The 20,268-nt window shown below is 30.5% G+C and carries 21 protein-coding genes; 6 read left to right on the top strand and 15 right to left on the bottom strand.

What is annotated here, in order from left to right; all coding sequences use genetic code 11:
* Positions 1-9: 9 nt before the first annotated feature.
* From CLPA_RS21895 to CLPA_RS07700, 6 genes are all read right to left on the bottom strand, one after another.
* The gene (locus CLPA_RS21895) at positions 10-576 is read right to left on the bottom strand and encodes a DapH/DapD/GlmU-related protein (RefSeq protein ID WP_003443434.1); all 567 of its coding nucleotides are present in this window, start codon (positions 574-576) and stop codon (positions 10-12) included.
* Positions 577-1,009: 433 nt separating this feature from the next.
* Entirely contained in the window at positions 1,010-1,318 is a 309-nt protein-coding gene (locus CLPA_RS07715; protein ID WP_003443433.1) for an LrgB family protein, read from the bottom strand.
* A 22-nt stretch (positions 1,319-1,340) separates the two neighbouring features.
* On the bottom strand, positions 1,341-1,946 hold the full coding sequence (locus tag CLPA_RS07710; RefSeq protein ID WP_003443432.1) for a flavodoxin family protein: 606 nt from the start codon (positions 1,944-1,946) through the stop codon (positions 1,341-1,343).
* A gap of 64 nt (positions 1,947-2,010) precedes the next feature.
* A complete protein-coding gene (locus CLPA_RS20070; protein WP_003443431.1) occupies positions 2,011-2,247 on the bottom strand; it encodes a hypothetical protein in 237 nt (78 codons plus the stop codon).
* Between the two features lie 94 nt (positions 2,248-2,341).
* Positions 2,342-2,464 carry a hypothetical protein gene (locus CLPA_RS21890; RefSeq protein WP_003443429.1) on the bottom strand — a complete coding sequence of 41 codons (123 nt, stop codon included), beginning with the start codon at positions 2,462-2,464 and terminating at the stop codon, positions 2,342-2,344.
* A gap of 139 nt (positions 2,465-2,603) precedes the next feature.
* Positions 2,604-3,512: a ketopantoate reductase family protein gene (locus tag CLPA_RS07700; protein WP_003443427.1), complete on the bottom strand. Its 909-nt coding sequence runs from the start codon at positions 3,510-3,512 to the stop codon at positions 2,604-2,606.
* Between the two features lie 97 nt (positions 3,513-3,609).
* On the opposite strand from CLPA_RS07700, the gene CLPA_RS07695 reads away from it, so the two are divergent.
* The 4 genes from CLPA_RS07695 (at position 3,610) to CLPA_RS07685 (ending at position 8,528) form a co-directional block, all read left to right on the top strand.
* The gene (locus CLPA_RS07695; protein WP_003443418.1) at positions 3,610-5,004 is read left to right on the top strand and encodes an aminotransferase-like domain-containing protein; all 1,395 of its coding nucleotides are present in this window, start codon (positions 3,610-3,612) and stop codon (positions 5,002-5,004) included.
* A 669-nt stretch (positions 5,005-5,673) separates the two neighbouring features.
* Positions 5,674-6,249, top strand: a complete 576-nt coding sequence (locus tag CLPA_RS22105) for a DUF6431 domain-containing protein (RefSeq protein ID WP_418219439.1) — start codon at positions 5,674-5,676, stop codon at positions 6,247-6,249.
* A gap of 194 nt (positions 6,250-6,443) precedes the next feature.
* On the top strand, positions 6,444-7,706 hold the full coding sequence (locus CLPA_RS07690) for a DDE-type integrase/transposase/recombinase (protein ID WP_236900380.1): 1,263 nt from the start codon (positions 6,444-6,446) through the stop codon (positions 7,704-7,706).
* Positions 7,707-7,721: 15 nt separating this feature from the next.
* Positions 7,722-8,528, top strand: coding sequence for an ExeA family protein (locus CLPA_RS07685; protein WP_003448320.1), 807 nt, complete (start codon positions 7,722-7,724; stop codon positions 8,526-8,528).
* A gap of 231 nt (positions 8,529-8,759) precedes the next feature.
* On the opposite strand, the gene CLPA_RS07680 is transcribed toward CLPA_RS07685, so the two are convergent.
* From CLPA_RS07680 to CLPA_RS07660, 5 genes are all read right to left on the bottom strand, one after another.
* Positions 8,760-8,939, bottom strand: a complete 180-nt coding sequence (locus CLPA_RS07680) for a hypothetical protein (RefSeq protein WP_034829280.1) — start codon at positions 8,937-8,939, stop codon at positions 8,760-8,762.
* A 145-nt stretch (positions 8,940-9,084) separates the two neighbouring features.
* Positions 9,085-9,990 carry an MBL fold metallo-hydrolase gene (locus tag CLPA_RS07675; RefSeq protein ID WP_003447128.1) on the bottom strand — a complete coding sequence of 302 codons (906 nt, stop codon included), beginning with the start codon at positions 9,988-9,990 and terminating at the stop codon, positions 9,085-9,087.
* Between the two features lie 1,001 nt (positions 9,991-10,991).
* Entirely contained in the window at positions 10,992-11,465 is a 474-nt protein-coding gene (locus CLPA_RS07670; protein WP_003447129.1) for a flavodoxin, read from the bottom strand.
* Positions 11,466-11,470: 5 nt separating this feature from the next.
* A complete protein-coding gene (locus tag CLPA_RS07665) occupies positions 11,471-11,791 on the bottom strand; it encodes a carboxymuconolactone decarboxylase family protein (RefSeq protein WP_003447130.1) in 321 nt (106 codons plus the stop codon).
* 46 nt (positions 11,792-11,837) lie between these two features.
* Positions 11,838-12,248 carry a cupin domain-containing protein gene (locus CLPA_RS07660; protein WP_003447131.1) on the bottom strand — a complete coding sequence of 137 codons (411 nt, stop codon included), beginning with the start codon at positions 12,246-12,248 and terminating at the stop codon, positions 11,838-11,840.
* A gap of 227 nt (positions 12,249-12,475) precedes the next feature.
* Between CLPA_RS07660 and CLPA_RS07655 the strand changes: the two genes are divergently transcribed.
* Together CLPA_RS07655 and CLPA_RS07650 are read left to right on the top strand one after the other, a co-directional pair.
* On the top strand, positions 12,476-12,910 hold the full coding sequence (locus tag CLPA_RS07655; RefSeq protein WP_003447132.1) for a MerR family transcriptional regulator: 435 nt from the start codon (positions 12,476-12,478) through the stop codon (positions 12,908-12,910).
* An 86-nt stretch (positions 12,911-12,996) separates the two neighbouring features.
* Positions 12,997-13,539 (top strand): superoxide dismutase family protein, encoded by a 543-nt coding sequence (locus CLPA_RS07650; RefSeq protein ID WP_003447133.1) that lies wholly within the window; start codon positions 12,997-12,999, stop codon positions 13,537-13,539.
* Between the two features lie 45 nt (positions 13,540-13,584).
* Here CLPA_RS07650 and CLPA_RS07645 read toward each other — a convergent pair whose 3' ends face one another.
* The 4 genes from CLPA_RS07645 to CLPA_RS07630 all read right to left on the bottom strand — a co-directional run bounded on the left by CLPA_RS07645 (position 13,585) and on the right by CLPA_RS07630 (position 20,118).
* A complete protein-coding gene (locus tag CLPA_RS07645) occupies positions 13,585-13,947 on the bottom strand; it encodes a hypothetical protein (RefSeq protein WP_003447136.1) in 363 nt (120 codons plus the stop codon).
* Positions 13,948-14,003: 56 nt separating this feature from the next.
* Entirely contained in the window at positions 14,004-15,695 is a 1,692-nt protein-coding gene (argS, locus tag CLPA_RS07640) for an arginine--tRNA ligase (protein WP_003447138.1), read from the bottom strand.
* Between the two features lie 523 nt (positions 15,696-16,218).
* Positions 16,219-18,324 (bottom strand): RNA degradosome polyphosphate kinase, encoded by a 2,106-nt coding sequence (locus CLPA_RS07635; RefSeq protein WP_003447139.1) that lies wholly within the window; start codon positions 18,322-18,324, stop codon positions 16,219-16,221.
* Between the two features lie 255 nt (positions 18,325-18,579).
* A complete protein-coding gene (locus CLPA_RS07630; protein ID WP_003447141.1) occupies positions 18,580-20,118 on the bottom strand; it encodes a Ppx/GppA phosphatase family protein in 1,539 nt (512 codons plus the stop codon).
* Positions 20,119-20,268 lie beyond the last annotated feature (150 nt).

Raw genomic sequence — 20,268 nt, 5'->3', positions numbered from 1 at the left:
AATTTTATTTTACTTATATATATTTTTAATAAATTTAGCTGGAACTCCAGCATATACTGTATTATTAGGTACATCTTTAGTAACAACCGAACCTGCTCCAATAACAGAATTTTCTCCAATTGTCACTCCTGGACAAACTGTTACTCCTGCCCCAAGCCATGCATTACGTTTAATTTTTACGCCTTTAAGAATAACACCACGTCTATTTTTATAATCTAGTGGGTGATTAACTGATAATATTTTTACGTCAGGTCCAATAAGAACATTATCTTCTAATTCAATACCACCTAAATCAACAAACATACACGATTTATTAATAAATATATCCTTACCTAATTTAATATTAGATCCAAAATCCGTATTAAATGGTGTTAATACTTGTACAGAGCTATCAAGTTTACTATCAGTGATTTTTGATAAAATATTTCTAACTTCTTGAGGTATTTTATATCCTGTATTTAATTCAGATGTTAATTTTAAGGTATTCTCAACTATTTCATTAATCTCAGTAAATATTGGGTCTTCATGTGAAATAAACTCACTTGTTTGTATCTTCTCTAATAACTTCTTATTCATTATATCCTCCAAAAAAACACTTTGTTGAACAAACAATTATTGTGCTAATAGAAATGTCTCGTTTAGTAAAAATTTTATAAGCAAATCTATAATATTACAGCCTTCTCCATGTTAATTATTTTAATTAATCAATTTCTTCTACCTTCAATACATAAATTTTTTCCTATGTAATAAATCCGATATCATAAAATTTATTATATATCTTAGAGTTAACTCTAAGCCAAGTACTTTTATCATTAATTTAATAGAGGTTAATCTGTAGTAAATATCGACTCTTTCACATCAATATTAATTAAAGCTTTCTTTATTACTATAATTAAATAAAAGACTGTATTTATTTATGATACCCAAAATTTATTTAAATACCATAAGTAGATGCGAATCAAAAACATTATTAATTTTTTCAAGTAAAGAAGAGCATAAAAATCCTATTTCATAAGATAGATTTTTTGCTCTTTTTAAAAACTAATTTTTGGTTATTATAATATTTATTAGAAAGATCATGGTTTATAAATATTACAGTTAAGATACCTGCAAGAGCAATAGATAAAGAACTCATGGCACCTTCTACCTCACCCATTTCCATAGCTTTTGAAGTACCAACTGCATAAGCTGCTGTACCCATGGCAACTCCTTTTACTATGGGATCTTCAATTTTTAAAATCTTAAATACTAATGGATATACCACAATACCAATAATTCCAGTTACAACAATAGCAAATATTGTTTGAAATCCTCCCAATTTTTTATTAAAATGATATCAACTAATCTGCTTTTATATTCTCATTAATAGTACATATATCAATAAGCTGCTTTGCAAATGTTTTTGCTCGTTCAATTTTATCTTCCGTAATAAATTTAGACTTATAGCCCAAATCTCTTTCTGCCAGAATTCCGATATATTTTAGCTGAGAATGCTTACAATATCGTTTTATGCCTTCTTCAAATAAGTCAGCCCCTTTTTCAGGCTTATATCCACAAGTTGTAATAATCGCCACCTGCTTGCCCGCCCAAAGAGAAGGACCCTTTTCATCACCATAATATTTGTTCATGCCGTACACCAAGCGATCCATCAATGCTTTCATCGGTGGTGTACAATACCATGAATAAATTGGCGTTGCTAAGATAATGACATCACAAGCGTTGATTTTATCAAAAATCTGTTGTGCGTCATCATGATAACGACACCCAAAAATCGTCCAATCCTTTTGACAAGCTCTACAAGCAACACAGGATTCTATCTGTTTGTCATAAAGCCATATTAAATCGTACTCAACCTGGTAAAGCTCAAGTTCTTCTATAAACATCTTTAAAAGAGCTGCGGTATTTCCATTTTTTCTTGGGCTTCCCATAAGAATGCAACATTTCATTTTATCATCTCCTGTTAAAATATCATGCATATAAACTGCAGTTTCTCCGCCGATACTCAATAATTTATTTTTTTTGTTTTCTTACATATTCATCACAATCCAATATTGCTTTTATAAACTTTTCTTCAGTAACTTCTTCCGGTGCACATGTCCATTCCGTAACCGTTGTCGCTTTTTTTGTCATTGCTTGTAAATCTTCAACTGCTAAATCCAAATCTTTAAGGCAAATTGGCAGGTTTATACTTTTATTAAACTTACATACTCGCTCTCTTTCCTCAAGCTTGCCTTCATAAGTTAACAAACACAATACACCAAATGATACAATCTCGCCATGAAGATGATTTTCGCATCCTTCAATTACAGTAGACCCATAGTAAAATGCATGTGCTAAACTACTATTGTAAGTAGTAATTTCCTTCTTCTGATGTGAGATTGGATACAATGCCTGTACTAATAATAATATCTAGAGCAACCTGCTGCAATTCATAAGATGGCATATTATTTTTGCAATCCTCCATTGCTTTTTTTCCTAAATCAATTAAAGGCGATGTACATGATCTGCTAAGTTGTACACCTAAAATTGGAAAACAGACTTCTTTGCCATGATCTACAATCTTTCCTACTGGAGAGATAACAGCTGCTGTTCTTAAGAGTACTTTAATATAATTCTTCTAAACAATGAACCATATCCACAATTAATCTGTTACATGGGACTTCAATTCCATACTTTTCTGCCTTTCTTACAACTGTTCCGTTAATCTTATCAATTTCCGTTAACCGTTTATTTCTTCTATCTTGAAGCATGGATGGATATCCGTTCCCAATAGCAATACAAGTTTTATGTACCCATTCCAAAGCTTCTTCATATTCAAAATGTACCCCATCCAGTTCTGCAACTTGCACAACCTCTCTCACTACCATTTTTATATAATCCCATGCATAATCACTTTTTAATATACAATTAACCTTACAATCCATTAACGTTGCAAAAGTATTGATAGTAGTATTCAAGATTAGTTTGCTCCAGATGACTTTATTAATATTTTCACTCACTACTGCCTCAATACCAGATTCTTTTAAGACGCTGGCTAATAGGATCACATTTTCCATACTTGCATGTGTAGAACCTATAGTCGTCATTCCCGTCCCAGCATGTTGAAATTTTCCTACACCTAGACTGACACTGTTATGTGAAGTTGTTCCGACGATAACCCTTCTACCATCTACATACTTTGCAATCTCTTCATCATTTCCAGCCCCATTCTGTATTGTCATAACTAAAGTATCATCAGCTACAAGAGAAAGGTTTTCTTTAATTGCAGATTCAGTGGCTGTAGATTTCACTGCCACGATGATTAGATCCACATGTCCCACATCATCTCCCGTTGTGTAAGCTGGAATATTAAAAAGAAATTCCTTACCATTTTCCATCATGGCTATGCCTTCTTTATTTATGGCATCTGCCTGTTCCTTCTTATGAACAATTAGACAAACCTCATTCTTTGTTGACAAGTAAGCTCCGTACAGACATCCCATTGCTCCTGCTCCTATTACTGATATTCTCATTTAAACACCTCCTAAATTTAATTTTACATTGCAAATGAAAACAATCAATGATAAAATTGTATGCATTACAATAAAAATTAGAATGAGGAGTATGCTTATGCCAATAAATTCCTTTGAAAATTATCCAATGGGTTGGAAACCTAATCCCAATCTTTTAAAACGTCCTTATTATCAATCTATAGCTGAATTACTAGAAAGTGACATAAAAAACGGTTATTTAAGCCCTGACACAAAATTGCCTCCTCAGCGAGAACTTGCCGATTATCTTGATTTAAATTTTACAACTATAACACGTGCATACAAGCTCTGTGAACTTCGCGGGCTCATATATACAATAACTGGAAGCGGTACATTTGTTTCTCCAAATGCGGCCAAATCTATTACTATTTCAGCTGTTGCTGACCAAAAACATTTCATCGAATTAGGAATGGTTTACTCTTTTGAACAGACAAACCACATGGTAAATAGTACAATTAAAAAAGTAGGGCATCTTCAAAATCTTGATATCCTAACAAACTATAAATATCCAAACGGTCTCCCACATCATAGACAGGCTGGGCTTACTTGGATGAACCAGTTTAATCTTCATGCCGATCTTGAACATATTTCTGTTGTGTCAGGATCACAAAATGCACTGGCAATTGCACTAACTGCTCTTTTTGAGCCAGGTGACTACATTGCAACTGACTATTTAACCTATTCCAATTTTATAGAACTTGCAAAAATGCTGCATTTGCAAATACTACCTATTCATATGGACGAAAGTGGTATTATTTCTACTGAGTTAAAATATCAATGTGAAAAATTTCCTATAAAAGGAATCTACCTTATGCCATCTTGCAATAACCCGACTACAATAGAAATGTCCGATGAAAGAAAAAAAGAAATCAGTGACATTATTGAAAAATATCAACTGACTCTTATTGAAGATGATACTATGGCTTTCTTATCAGCAGCATATAATCCTGACTATAAGCAACCAATTTTTCAATTAATACCTGAACGAAGTGTCTATATCTGTGGAACAGGAAAATCTATTTGTTCTGGATTGCGCATTGCATATATTGTGTATGGTAACCATTTTTCCTCCAAGATTAAGAATTCGCTGTATAATATTAATGTAAAAACTTCTTCCTTAGATGCCGAAATTTTAACCAGATTGATTGTTTCAGGAAAAGCAAAGGAAATATGTAATGAGAAGATTGCATTAGCCCAAAATGCCAACGGCTTATTCCAAAAATATTTTCCAAATGTTATTGTTGATGGAAATCCACTTAGTTTCTTTCGTTTTATTCCATTATCCTCAAGCAGTAAGGCTGCTAAATGTGAAACAGACTTGCAAGCACTGGGGGTTCGCGTTTTTTCTACTAGCCGCTTTCTTACATCTAACAGCAAAAATTATTCTGGTATTCGAATTGCATTATCCTCAACTGATAATATGGAAGAATTAGAGTACGGATTGCGTATAGTATCTAACTACCTTAATTATTAGTGTGCAACCATTTTTTATGCTTTTTAATACTTCAATCTCTCTTTCTAGTAGGATATTTAGTTATTGTTTAATATAGGTTCTTGTTTTCTTTCAGTTATATTGTAGTACCTTGAGTTAACTACAGGTCAAGTATTTTTTATAAAAAACTATTAAAAAAGATAACCTGTATTTATCCTCTAAAATATTATTGCGGAGTATGCAAAATCCATTTAAAATCTGATACTTTATTTACTCTTTTTTAACTCTTTTAGTTAAAAAAGAGTTTTATTAACTAATGTTTTTTCTGAATCATATTGATGAATTACCTTTATACTTGTTTTTAATGTTAATATACTGGTAGATCATTCTTAATTGAACTATTAGCATATAGAAAAAATAGTAACTCCTACCGCAATAGAAGCTACTATTTCAGAATAGTTTACAGAAATAATCTTATTAAGTGAAGAAATTTGTTATAATAAGAACTAATATATGCGCTTAAGTTATTTAAAAGCAGTAATTATTTGTTATTAGGCATTTTACTTAAGCTAAAAAACATTCAAAAAAGTCAAATTATTATAGACTTAATTTATAGGTCAGATTAAATAATCTGACTCAAAAAGAATAAGATTATTTAATCTGACGATAATTAGTAAGGAGAAAATTTTTAAATTATGAGAAGAAATAATAATGATAAACATAGTAAAAATGCCTTACGGCATAAAAAAATACAATAAACTTTGTAAGTTTAATCAATTTCCAAATAAATATGGATGCGAAGCATGTGGATTTGAAGGTAAGCTGTACAGACATGGATTTTATTATAGAAACTTAATTACCTTTAAAGGTGCATACAAGGTAGTCATCCTACGTTGTAAATGTCAATCCTGTGGTAAAACCTATTCTATTATACCCAGCTTTATTATTCCTTATAGACAATATGCTTATGAAGTTATTCTAACTTCCATTATTATGATGCTAAAACTAGGTTATTCCTTTAGTAAAATAATAACTCTTATAAAATCTCTCAATATTAGTTACTCATCTCTTAATACAACAGATTTATCATTTTGGAAAAATAGACTAGTAAGCTCATTATCGAGTATTCGTTTATTTTTTGCACAGTATAAATTCTATAATTCTAATATAAATAGCAAATTACCTATTGATATCATAAAAAAAATTATCATCTTTTGCCGTTTAAGGCACGATTTTAACTTGGATTATTTTTTACACATGCCTAAGTATTTCTTTTGTAAATTATAATTAATAGGTATAAATTAGGTCTGTCTTTTTTATCAAATTAAATACTTCACACTTTTTTAATGTCTTTTTATATCAATCTTGTCCTCATTTCACTTGTTCTATCTAAAATTTTTGTATAATTCCACATAACCTTTAACGGTTTAAATATAAATTTCAAGTCATAATTATTAATAAAAATAGGAGGTTGATAATCAATGATATTAAAAGAATTTAATCAAAAGATAGCATTATTTCGTTATTCTCTGATTGCACCCATTATAACCAATACATTTACCCAGGCTTCTGTAAAAGATTATTTAGCAGAAATTGCAGCAAAGTCTTATACACTGCCTAACGGCAAGAAAAAAGAGTACTCTCCTGCAACAATCAAAGGATGGCTAGTTCAATATAGGAAATATGGTATTGATGGTTTATATCCAAAATCAAGAGCTGATAAAGGTACTTCCAGAAAAATTTCAAATGAAACCAAAGAATTTATTATAAACAGTAAATTAAATTCACCGAAAAAAACTGCCAAGTACATATATCATGAAGTTATAGCTAAAGGTTTTGAAAGTGAAACTAGTATTTCTCTGTCAACAGTAACTAGATTTATAAATAAGGCTAAGATAGGTTCTAAAAAGCTTGTACCTGATGATAGGAGAGCCTTTGAATTTGAGTTTTCCAATGAATGCTGGCAATCTGACGTATCTGTAGGACCTTACCTTACTATAGAAGATAAAAAATTCAAGACTTATATTATAGCTTTTTTAGACGATTCCAGTAGAGTCATTGTAGGATGCAAAGCATTTTTTAAAGATGATCTTTTATCTCTTATGTCTGTATTTAAAGATGCGGTAGCATCAAAGGGAATTCCTAAAAAAGTTTTCGTTGATAATGGAAAGATATATAAAAGTGAACAATTTCATTTGATTTGTGCAGCTCTTGGTAGTATTTTAAGTTTTGCAAGACCATATTCCCCTCAATCTAAGGGCAAAATTGAAAGATGGTTCCAAACTATGCAAAAACAATGGATGAATTCAATTAATTGGAATGATTTTAAATCTATAGACCTTTTAAATGAATCCCTGTCGGGTTATGTTAACAGTTATAACAACACTATACATTCCTCAATAAACAAAAAACCAATTGATAAGTACATGTCTAATGTTGAAAATATAAGATTTATTGATTCTAAAACTGAACTAGACTATTTATTTTTATATAAAGTACTCCGTACTGTAAAAAATGACTCCACAGTATCTATAGGTACAAAAATATTTGAAGTACCACTAAAATATGTTGGTGACAAAATAAATATACGCTATGATCCATCATCTATTGATAAAGCTTATATTTTTTCACAGGATGGTAAACTTGAAGATACTATTTTCCCTGTTAAAAAAATTGATAATTCAAAAATCAGAAGAACTAACAATACTAATTCTGTTGATTTTTCTGCCTTTGAAGCTAACTAACCGGAGGTTGATATTATGTATAAAGCTTTTTATGGCTTAACTTTTGATCCTTTTGATAAAAATCTTGACTTAAAATACAGTTTTAAATCTGAGGATTTCTCTAAAGCAATGAATAGATTAGAATTTTTAAAATCTGTTTTAGGGATTGGCGTTATTACTGGAGAGCCTGGAGTTGGTAAGTCTTTCTTGCTCCGCAATTTTGTAGATTCACTAAATCCAAATTTATATAAGTGCGTATACATTCCTATTTCCACTTTAACTGTTATGGACTTCTATAGAGCATTATGCGATGGTCTTGGAATAATTCATGCTCAGAAAAAAGTAACTATGTTTAAGCAAATACAAGAGTCTATATACACTTATAGCCACAGTAAAAATGTAATTCCAGTTATTATAATTGATGAATGTCAATTTTTAAGCAATTCCATTCTTGATGATTTAAGAATAATATTTAATTTTCATATGGACTCAAAGAATTATGCTATGTTAATTCTTTCAGGTCAACCTAATTTTTTACTTCAACTCAGCAGGCAGGTCCATGAAGCACTACGTCAACGAATCATAATGAATTATTGCTTAAAAGGGCTAACGCATGATGAATGTAAGCCCTACATAACTTCTATGCTAAAAGCCGCAGGCTGTTCAGAACCAATTTTTACTGATGATGCTTTTGAACTCATTTATTCAAGCACTAATGGAGCTATAAGACCACTAAATTCTCTAACGAGAATGTGCCTTATCTCTGGTGCTAATGAAAGACTTACTTCTATTAATTCAGATACAGTTTATAAATCTCAGAGTGAAATTGATCTTACAATTTAAAATTTTTTACACTGCTTATTCTGAGCAGTGTTTTTCTATGCCTATATTTATTGACCAATTTTAGAATTTTATACATTGTGGATATTGTGGAGAAAGGATTATTTAATTTGATTTTTGAGACTTAATTTGCCATTAGTAAGATTATTTAAACTGATTTTTTACCACATTATTACTAATTTTAGGCTGAAATAATTTGACTTTTTAAGGATTAAATAATTTGACGCGTAACAATTATTTTTTACTCTTATTATCCTTATTAAAGTTAGGAAAAAGCTCATTAGGATTTTCATCTGTACCAGATGAATCTATAGTTAAATTAGCTGAATTAGATATTCCTGTTGATCCCGTAGTAGATGGACCAGAAGCAAGTCTATCTCTTTTGGTAGTATTTTCATTATGACCCTTCAACATAAAAATCACCTCAAGAATTATATTGTCCAATTTAAATAAAAGTACTAGTTAAAATGTACTTTCAATCTATAAGAATTTCAATATGTAACTTTGCTCTGAATCCATTTGTAGTTTTAGGCATTTATAACCTATATTGTTAAACTTACTAAATATCAGATAAACGTTTTGAATATTTAAGAAACCCATCGTCCATATTTAACTCTATAATTCCTATCTCATTCAAATATTCAACATATGACTTTAACATTCTTTCTATTACGATATATTTATATCTGCTATTTACATGAATATTAAAATTTTTAATAACTGTCTTCAAAATATCTTCCATGGTCATTGCACCATCTATTATAGCATTTACCCTTTCTGCTATATTCTTATAGAAATTTATGTTATCAGTTATAAGTTTTTCAATATCATCATACATACCTTTATGTGCCACTATGTATTTACTGCATTTTAAGTCATAAAGCTTTAATTTACTTTTCAAATCCTCTCTAAGTATATAGGCGTAAGGCATTTTAGCCCCCTTCATTATTTCGTAGCTTATGAGAGCATCTCCTAAATATGCAACATCATCAGGGGTAGTAATGCATATATGTGCAGGACTATGTCCAGGTGTATGAAGAATTTTAAATTTAATGCCACACACATATATTTCATCCTGGTTATTGAAAATCATAACATCTGTTTCACAAACCATATGTTCAAAATGTTCTGTAACCTCTGATAATGTTTGGCTGCTGTAATAAACCTTTAGATTGACTGTGGAACTGCAAAAAAGAGCTTCATAGGCTGACATAGCTATAACACAATTATATTTTTTCTTCAAATATGCATTATTTCCTATATGGTCTATATGAGCATGACTGCATATTATGCCAACTATCTTAAAATTGTTTCTTTCCAAAAGCTCATCTATTCCTTCTCTCTCCCCTTTTGCCCATCCTGAATCCAACATAATAATTTCTTCATCGTTAACTCTATAAAAAGGTATGTACGTCATTCCAGTATTAATAACAAATGTATTCCCCTTTACTTTTTTTATATCCATTTATTATCTTTAGTGAAGGAGTGTATAATAATTACACAAAGACACTAAATTTCACTTCCTCTCTATATCCAGCTTATAATCCCATGCTCAAGTGAATCCTCAGGAATTTCTCCTTCTTCCCATGCTTCTCTTTTAGCTGATTCAATTATCGTTCCCCCATCTTCTCCTCCAGCAGAAATAGCTTGCCACCAATCAGCACCACTTCTATGGAATATAGCATATTCTGTACCTCCTTTATCACTTATATAAAAGGAAATATTAAAACTTGATATGGTACTCTCATACTTATCCCTACCTTCTTAATTAGTTTTCGTATAATAATATCTTACAACTGTTACACTTTATAAAAATACTCCGTATTAACTTTTTCTTTTACGAAAAATATAAGTAACAAAAAATCCTCTATCATCTTGATTTTCAATATACTTAATTAAATCAAATAACTTATTAATATCTTCCAAATCAGTTGGTTGAATCAAATCCTCTAGGTCATATATATTTTCAATAAAATAATCAAAAATATATAATGTTTAACTATAAAAGTTCTCATTATTAGTCTAATGGGAAGTTGTAAAATTGTAAATTCCACATTACATATAGTCTTTATAATATTTCACTTTATGATATAATTCTATAAATAATCTTAATTTCCTTCAAAACAAAAGTGTATCATATAACCTAATTAAAATGATACCAAAGAACAGTATATTAGACAATTTGATACAGGTGAATATTTAGCAAAACTTAAAAATGAAAAGAATATACGATTAACCCAAGAAGCCATCCAATGAAGTGTAGAATTTCTCAATGCTATAAAGCAATTGACAAAGTAATAGTTTAATTAGACATATTTGCCCTTATTAAAATCAATGAAAAAACACCTCCACAAACGCAGAGTTTCTTCAAATCCATACCGTTTGTAAAGGTATACTAAATAATACAAGTTCAAATATAATCGTTTAACTAATATTCTATTTTCTCTAATTTTAAAGACAAAATGCTTACAAACAAGCAATCCATTTCTCAAGATTGGATTCAGGCATTACCATTTTATCTGTATCAAATTTAATATCAATAGCATTTGTAACAATGGCATTCTTACAACCCTTTTCGATATCCTTTATTGTATGTCCAATCCATCCTCCATTGGTTACAAATGGAATTATTGTCTTACCTGACAAATCGTATTCAGATAAAAATGTTGCAACTGCCGGTGCGTATGTATACCACCACACTGGTGTACCTAAAATAATTGTATTATAATTTTCCAAATCTACAGAAAGTGGCTTAATTGCTGGTTTATATCCACGGTGAACCTCCTGTTTTCCCTGGTCCACTACTGAATTATAATCTCCTGTATAAGGCTTTACTGTTTCAATTTCACAGATATCTGAACCAGTAGCCTTCTGAATCTGTTCTGCAACTTTCTTAGTATTATTTGTATACGAATAATACAAAATCAACTTTTTCTCCATAATATTTAATCCTCCCAGACTTCCTTTGCCAGTGCAAATGCTGACCAAGCATTTGGCCATCCTACATAAAATGCCAGATGAGTAATAATTTCAGCAATTTCCTCTGCTGTCACTCCATTGTTTTTTGCATTCGCCATATGGTATTTTAATGAATTATCAAAAATCCCCTTTGTCATTAATGCCGTTACTGTAATCACACTGCGATCCCTGAGGGATAATTTATCCTCTCGTGACCAAACCCCATCAAATAAAACATCATCGTTTAATTCTGCAAATTTAGGTGCAAATATTCCAAGGGCATCCCTGCCTGCTGTTTGCTTTTTCATAGCTGCCTCCATTTCCATAGATAAATTACTATCCATATTCATAATATTATCTTAGCTTCTCATATTCTTCATCCGTTACTGGTTCACACCACTCACTAGAGTTGCCTTCCACTGGAACAGATAAAGCCAGATGTGAAAAAGCCTCATCTGCTACAGCACCATGCCAATGCTTGATTTCTGGAGCAATATATACCACATCTCCACTCTTTAAAAGCTGCGACTGTTTTCCCATCTCCTGATACCATCCATGACCACCGACACAGATTAATATCTGTCCGCCGCCATGATGGATATGCCAGTTATTACGACACCCTGGTTCAAATGTAACATTGCAAATAGTTACTTCCTTGTTATTTAAAAGACTTAAATAGCTTTTTCCAATAAAATATGGTGCATAAGCTGTATTTTCTTCTCCTAGTGAAAAATCAGATACCTTTTCTAGTTCTTTTCTGTCCATAAATTTTTCTCTCCTTAAAACTTGTTATTTGTATGATCTCTCATAAATTTTTATGCAATCGTCATGTGACAACGCACATGGACCACATATAAATAAACCACCCACAGTTTCTTTAAAATACACTTTAGGCTTGCATAAGCTTATTTCATATACTATGATAGATATATTCTAATACCTAAACCTAACTTTAGGTCAATACTTTTTTGTAAATTTTTTGGAGGTGCTTTATGACTTATTCCATTGGAGAAATATCAGAAATGCTAAATATATCTATATCAACCCTGCGCTACTACGACAAGGAAGGGCTGCTTCCTCTTGTCAGCAGAACTTCTAGCAATATCAGGGTATTCGATGATACAGATGTTGAATGTCTTAAAATGATAGAATGTTTAAAAAATACAGGTATGCCACTTAAGGATATCAAACAGTTCTTTGAATGGTGCGAAGAAGGAGATTCAACAATTGACCAGCGATATGATCTATTCATTCATCAAAAAGAAAAAACTGAAAAACAGATTGCTCTCTTACAAAATGCACTTGACCGCATCAATTATAAATGTGAGTTTTACAGAATATCAAAAGGAAAAGGAACTACAAATGTTCCTGGCTTACGTGAAGAACTGGCTATGAAATTTCTGAATAAAGAATCAAGTAGAAGCTGAATAATTATTTTATTCAGCAAATTATTCCCATTGATTTACATAAACACATATAATATATAGTAAATCTTTTAACGGAGGAATACTTAATGTATACCAATTATGATAATGAATATTACTATAACAATCCTTATTATCACAACTTTATAAGGTCTTCACATCCTACCGCTGCCATTGCCTATGTAAAAGGTGGCTCTAAATATCCAAATATAAATGGTACAGTAATTTTTAGAGATGTAGCTGATGGCTGTGAAGTATACGTAAATATAAAAAATTTACCTCCTTATAGACCAGCAGAGGGAAGCAATCCTCAAATAGGTCCCTTTGGTTTTCACATACATGAAAAACCCTGTGGAAATATAGGTACTAATGATAATCCTTTTCCACAAACTGGAGAACACTGGAACCCAACAAATCAACCCCATGGCAATCATGCAGGTGACTTTCCAGTTCTATTTTCCAATAGTAACAATATTACTAAGATGAGTTTTTTTACAAGTAAATTTAAAGTCAGGGATATTATTAATAGATCTATAGTTATTCATGAAAGTCCTGATGATTACAGGACTCAACCCTCTGGTAATTCAGGTAAAAAAATTGCCTGTGGAACTATAAGAGCACAAGCTTATTAATAAAAAGGAAGAAGGTTTGTAAATTAAACTTTCTTCCTTACTTGATTATTTATCCTTATTTTTGTTTTTTACTCTGTTAGGTTTGGCTTTAGGTCTTATAACCACATCATTGTCTTTTTTATTACCTTTTGAATACTTTGACTTTCTTCCAAATCCCAATAAATCGAAGAAGGCAAACAATGCCATAACAAATAACCCCATGCAAACATAATACTGCCAGCTTAATTCGCCAAATGTATTTGCTGCATATCCATTTAATGCACCTAAAAGTACAGCTAATATAAGAACTACCCATTTAATCCACTTTATAGGTCTTATTTTATCAAAGACAAATACTTTAAGTAGATTATAAGCTCCAAGCAATATTATTATTAATATTATACTAGGAATCATCCTTTTCCAATCCATTTTTCACACTCCTTTTAATAGAATTATCTTTACATAAATTATATTTATATATAAATTTACATACTCTCTACTACACTTATTCCCAATAGATTTAAGCCGTTTTTTATTACCTGCGCAGTTGCTTCTACAAGCTTTAATCTTGCATTTTTAATTTCCTTATCCTCTTCAGTAGCTATTTTATGGAGATTATAAAACTTATTAAAGGCCTTTGCTATTTCTATAATGTGTCTTGTTAAAATTGATGGTTCCAATTTGTCTATAGCTGCCAAAATAGCATTTTGAAAACTTTCTATATATTTTACAAGTTCAAATTCTTCTGAAGTATTTAGCTTAGAATAGTCTATTTCGCCACTTCCATTACCTAGTTTTCTAAGTATACTCTTTGCCCTTGCATAAGTATATTGAACATAAGGACCTGTTTCTCCATCAAAGCTGAGCATATCCTTCCAATCGAAAACTATATCCTTTTCTCTGCTGTTCTTGAGATAAGTAAATACCATTGCCCCTACTCCAACTTTTTTTGCAACTTCCTCTTTATTCTCAAGCTCCGGATTTTTTTCATTTATAATTTCTAAGGTTTTTGATATGGATTCATTTAATAAATCCTCTAAGAAAATCACTTCTCCTTTTCTTGTGGACAGCTTTTTATCAGCAAATTTTACAAGCCCAAAACTTACATGATTGCAATCCTTAGCCCAATCATAACCCATAAGTTCTAAAGTTTTAAATACCTGCTTAAAATGAAGTTTTTGCTCACCGCCAACTACATAAATACTTTTATAAAAATTATAGGTATTTTTTCTATACTCTGCTGCGGTTAAATCACGAGTAGCATATATGGTAGCTCCATCTGATTTCTTTATAATGCAAGGAGGCATATTAAATTCATCCAGCATAACAACTTTTGCACCATTACTGTCTACTAACAATCCCTTTTTATCTATTTCTTCTACTACAGCATCCATTTTATCGTTGTAGAAGCTTTCACCTGCATAGGAATCAAATTTTACATTCAATAGATAATATACCTTTTGGAATTCTTTTAAACTAAGTTCTCTGAATTTTTCCCAAAGTTCAATTTCTTCTTTTTCTCCATCTTCCAACTTCTTAAAATACATTCTTGCTTCATCTTCAATACTTGAATCTCTATCTGCTTCATCATGAAATTTTACATATATCCTTAAAAGTTCCTTTATAGGCTCTTTTTCTAATTTTTCTTTGTCACACCATCTTTTATATGCGCAAATCAATTTACCAAACTGAGTTCCCCAATCACCAAGATGATTTATTCCTATGCAATTGTAACCCTCAAAAGATAAAATTCTATATAGTGAATTTCCTATAGCCGTACTGAAAAGATGTCCTACGTGGAAAGGTTTTGCGATGTTAGGTGAAGAAAAATCTATAGTTATATTTTTCCCCTTTCCAACTTCTGAAGACCCATAGGAATCCTTTTCAGTTAACACTGTTTCAATAGTATTTTTCATAAACACTGCCTTATCCACAAAAAAATTCAAATAAGGTCCTAAGTTTTCTATCTTTTCAAAACCTTCTTTGTATATATTTTTTGCCATATCTTCTGCTATTATATTAGGAGCTTTTCTCAAAGCTTTTGCTAGAGAAAAGCATGGAAATGCATAATCTCCCATTTCAGATTTTGGCGGTATTTCTATTAATCTTTCAATAGTTTCCAATTCTAAATCTACAGTGTCTTTAATTCTTGCTGTAATTATTTTCTTATAATCCATAAAATCCAGATTCCTCCTATAAAATTAAAATCCTCATATAATTAACTAGCAATCAATTATACTTTAATTGATGACTAACACAACCTTTTATAAAGTTATAATCTTACCATTTACCTAGATTAATTCATCCAAACTTAGAAATAATAAAACTTTAACTAAATAAGATTCATTGGTCAATACATAAAAAAACCGTCTGTGCAAAAAATTGCAGAGACGGATAATCCGCGGTACCACTCTGATTGGCATTATTCATCATGCCCTCTCAATGCTTTAACGCAGCATAACGGCTTTCATCGAAAAAAATTCCCTTTGAAGCTTTTCCAAGGTTCTTTTCACATGGATAAATCCATAAACCTTACATTAAATACAGGTTTTAATAAAAAATCACTGAACTTTCACCAACTTCAGCTCGCTAAAAATTTTTTATCAGTTACTCTCCTCTTCAACAAATTAATAATAAATAGTTTATACTAAATTATAGTATTTAAACTATATTTATGTCAATATAAAATTCCTTTAAACTTTATTTTTTAATGGATGTTATAGGGGTAAATTTTTGTTGATTTTCCTTTTTCTTAGCTTTTTTAATCTGTTTTATAGCTTTTTTTGAAAAATATTCCTGACTGTTTATCATGTCTTCATTTCCATTATAGTTTATTCTAGAATAAGTTCCATCACTATTTAAGATTCTTGCCTTTACATTATCAGATAAATAAATGTTTAAAAATTGTTTTATTCTATGCTTGTTTTCCATATCTTCTATAGGAAATAATATTTCTACTCTTCTGTCTAAATTTCTATTCATCCAATCTGCACTAGACAGATATATTTCCTCATTGGAGTTATTGTAGAAATAAAAAATTCTACTATGTTCAAGAAATCTCCCAACTATGCTTATTACAGTTATATTTTCACTTACACCTTTAAGTCCCGGTTTAAGACAACATATTCCTCTTACAATAAGCTGAATTTTAACTCCAGCCTTTGATGCATCATATAATGCCTCTATTATCTCCTTATCTACAAGAGAATTTATTTTAGCAATAATATGAGCATTTTTGCCCTCCCTAGCATTATTTTCTTCTCTTTTTATAAGAGAAATAAATTTTTTCCTAAGCCCTGAAGGAGCTATATAGAGTTTATTTAATTCATTTATCATGGAATACCCTGAAAGCATATTAAATAACGAAGATGCATCTTCACCTATGTAGGGATTTGATGTAAATAATCCCATATCCGTATAAAAATTAGCAGTTACATCATTGTAATTACCCGTTCCCATGTGTACATATCTTTTAATTCCATCATCTTCATTTCTCACTATTAAGAGAATTTTACCATGGGTTTTAAGTCCTACAAGTCCATAAATAACATGGCATCCTGCTTTTTCAAGCCGTCTTGCCCATATTATATTATTTTCTTCATCAAATCTAGCCTTTAATTCTACCAGCACTGTTACCTGCTTACCATTTTCTGCTGCTTCCATTAGAGCTTTTACTATTGGTGAATTTCCACTTACTCTGTAAAGTGTCTGCTTTATAGCTAAAACTTTTGGATCTTTAGCTGCTATTTTAACTAGGTCTACAACATATTGAAAACTCTGGTAAGGATGATGTACTAAAATATCCTGCTTAGATATGGCATCAAATATATTCTCTGTAGACATAAACTCTGGTACTGGTACAGAATTAAAATTAGAATACTTTAGATTCTCATATCCCTTAATAGAACCTAACTTAAATAAAAATGTAAGATCAATTGGTCCTTTTATATGATAGATTTCTCCGAAAGAAGCCTCTAATTCTTTATTTAAAAGGTTAACAAGCCTTTCATCCATGCCATGTTCTATCTCTATACGAATAGCCTCTCCCCATTTTCTATTCTTTACAGATTGCTGTATAGCCTCCAGCAAATCTTCAGCACCTTCTTCATCAATACTTAAGTCTGCATTTCTAGTAATTCTATAGCATCCCATAGCTTTTATATTGTGTCCTATAAAAATATCATTTATATGAATTTTTATAATATCCTCAAGAAGAATAAAGCACTGTTCATCATCACATTTTGGCAACTCCACTATTCTTCCAAGAACAGAGGGTACCTGTACTGTAGCAAAAATATTTTCTTCTTCTTTTCCATCAATGAAAAGAGCTATATTTAAACTCTTATTTAATATTAACGGAAAAGGTCTACTGTTATCTACTACCATTGGAGTAAGAACAGGATATATCTTGGAATGAAAATAAGAATTTATAAATTCTCTTTGATCGGTATTTATATCCTTCGGCTTCAATAAAAAAATTTTTTCATTTTTAAGTTCACTTTTAAGACTTTTATATATGTCATATTGATTATGTACCATATCATGAACTTTTTCAGTTATCTTTTTAACCTGTTCACTGGAAGTCAGTCCTGAAAAATCAACTTTTTTAAAATTAGCTTGAACCTGTTCTATTAGTGACGCCACTCTTATCATGAAAAATTCATCTAAATTTGAACTTACAATTGATAGAAATTTAAGTCTCTCAAGCAGTGGATTATTTTTATCACCCGCCTCTTCTAAAACTCTTTTGTTAAATTCAAGCCAGCTAAGCTCTCTATTAATAAAGTTTTCATATTTATACTCCATAATACACCCTTCCTTTAGCTCTAAAACTTCTACTTTTTCACCTGACTAACTTGGCGTAAGTCTCCCACGCACTCTGTACAGCCCTCACACAAAATCAAAAAAAGATTTTGGTTCTCTGCTTGCACTCTGTGAAAGCGATTCGCACCAAATTAAAATTTGGGCTCTCTGCTTTTCTTCAAGTGTGAGCTAAACGCCAAGTAAGCCATGCATTTGCAGTTCTAAAATTCAGATGGGGTAAAAGAATCCCCACCTGAATTAAGAACTTGCTTCAATTTTTATTACAGGTCTTACTCCCATTACTTCTTCAAAAAATTCTGCATTATTCTTAAAACTCCACATTTCTAGAGTACAGTCTCTATAAGTATCAAGATTAAAATATAAAATTCTATCTTCTATAGTTATAGATATATTACTAATTTTATTTTTCTTTGATATATTTAAAGCCTCTGCTAATTTTAAAATAGCCGCCAGCTTTGATACAATTATCTTATCTGTAAAATTTAGAGTTTTATAGTTTTCATGAGAAAGCGAAGGTATTTCTTCACCATGATATCTTACTACATTCGCCACAATATTTAAATTCTTATCAGAAAATCCAAGTATTTCTTCATAATATATAATATTATAACAGTAAAAGCCATCTTCATTCAAATTTACATATTTGCCTACATCATGAAGTATAGATGAAACTTCCAAAAACAATCTCTCTCTGTCACTTAATCTATGAAATACTTTAGTTTTATCAAATATCTTCAGTGCCAATTCTTTTACTCTTTCTGAATGTTCTCTATCTATACCATATTTTTTCCCTATATACCAAACAGAACTTATAATATCATGATCAAACATCCTCTTTTTACTGGTATCAAGTTTTTTACTAAGCATATCTATTAGCATTCCATGTCTTAGAGAAATTCTCGGTACGTGTACTTTTTCAGCTAAAGTCATATTTAAAAAGGTCATTAAAATTATTGTGGAGGGAAGTAATAATTTAGCCTCATCTTTATTTATATCAAATTTTTCACATATTTTCTCTGTAGTCATATTTTTAATTTTATTAAAAAAATCTAAAAAAGATTCTTTTGAAATATATCTTTCTTCACTGGAGTATAATTTTAAAAGAAATTTAAAACTCCCTCCAAGTCCTACAAAATTTTTAACTTTATAAGCTTTTAATTGCTCTCTTAAAGTATAAATCTTACTTTCTACAAATTCAGTCATAATTTCTGAAAAATTTAAAGTCTTATTTTCAAGCCTTCCTAAAATTTCTCTTAATCTGAGAGAGCCTATTTTAATATATTCAGTAAATTTAAGACTTCCTTCGCTATAAACAGAAACTTCAATTCCACCCGAACCTATATTTAAAATCATTGCTCCTTCATTGTAAAATTCACTTGAATTTTCTATTTTATCTCTTAGAGCCTTAAATACCAAAAATCTTTCCTGTGATGTATTTATAACTTCAATTAGTATTCCCGTTTTTACCCTTATTTGCTCTAGCACATATTCTCTATTTTCTGCCTCTCGAATGCCACTGGTTGAAACGGCCCAATAAAATTTAACACCATAATCTTTCATAAGTTTTACGAATCCATCCAATATATCACAAGTTTCATAGATAGTTTCTGCGCTTATTCTGCCTTTGCTAAAAGTATCTTTCCCTAGTGATGTATTTTTTTGTAGATCCTCTAGTATTCTGATCTTACCGTCACTATTTATTTCAGCAATTATCATTCTAAAAAAATTTGCTCCAAGATCTAAAGCAGCAACAATTTCTCTTCGAATATTCCCCATTATTTGTCCCCCTTAAAGTTGTTCGCTACCATAAATATTATCATTTATTGTTAGTTTATCCTGTGTAATAAAAAAAATTATATTGAATATAGTTATTTTATGAAATAATATATATTATATCAGAGAAACATTACGTATATATTAAAAAGT

Source organism: Clostridium pasteurianum DSM 525 = ATCC 6013 (genome assembly GCF_000807255.1).
Lineage (GTDB): Bacteria > Bacillota > Clostridia > Clostridiales > Clostridiaceae > Clostridium_I > Clostridium_I pasteurianum.
The sequence above is the reverse complement of the archived record's forward strand: the minus strand, read 5'-3'. Positions and strand labels throughout refer to the sequence as shown.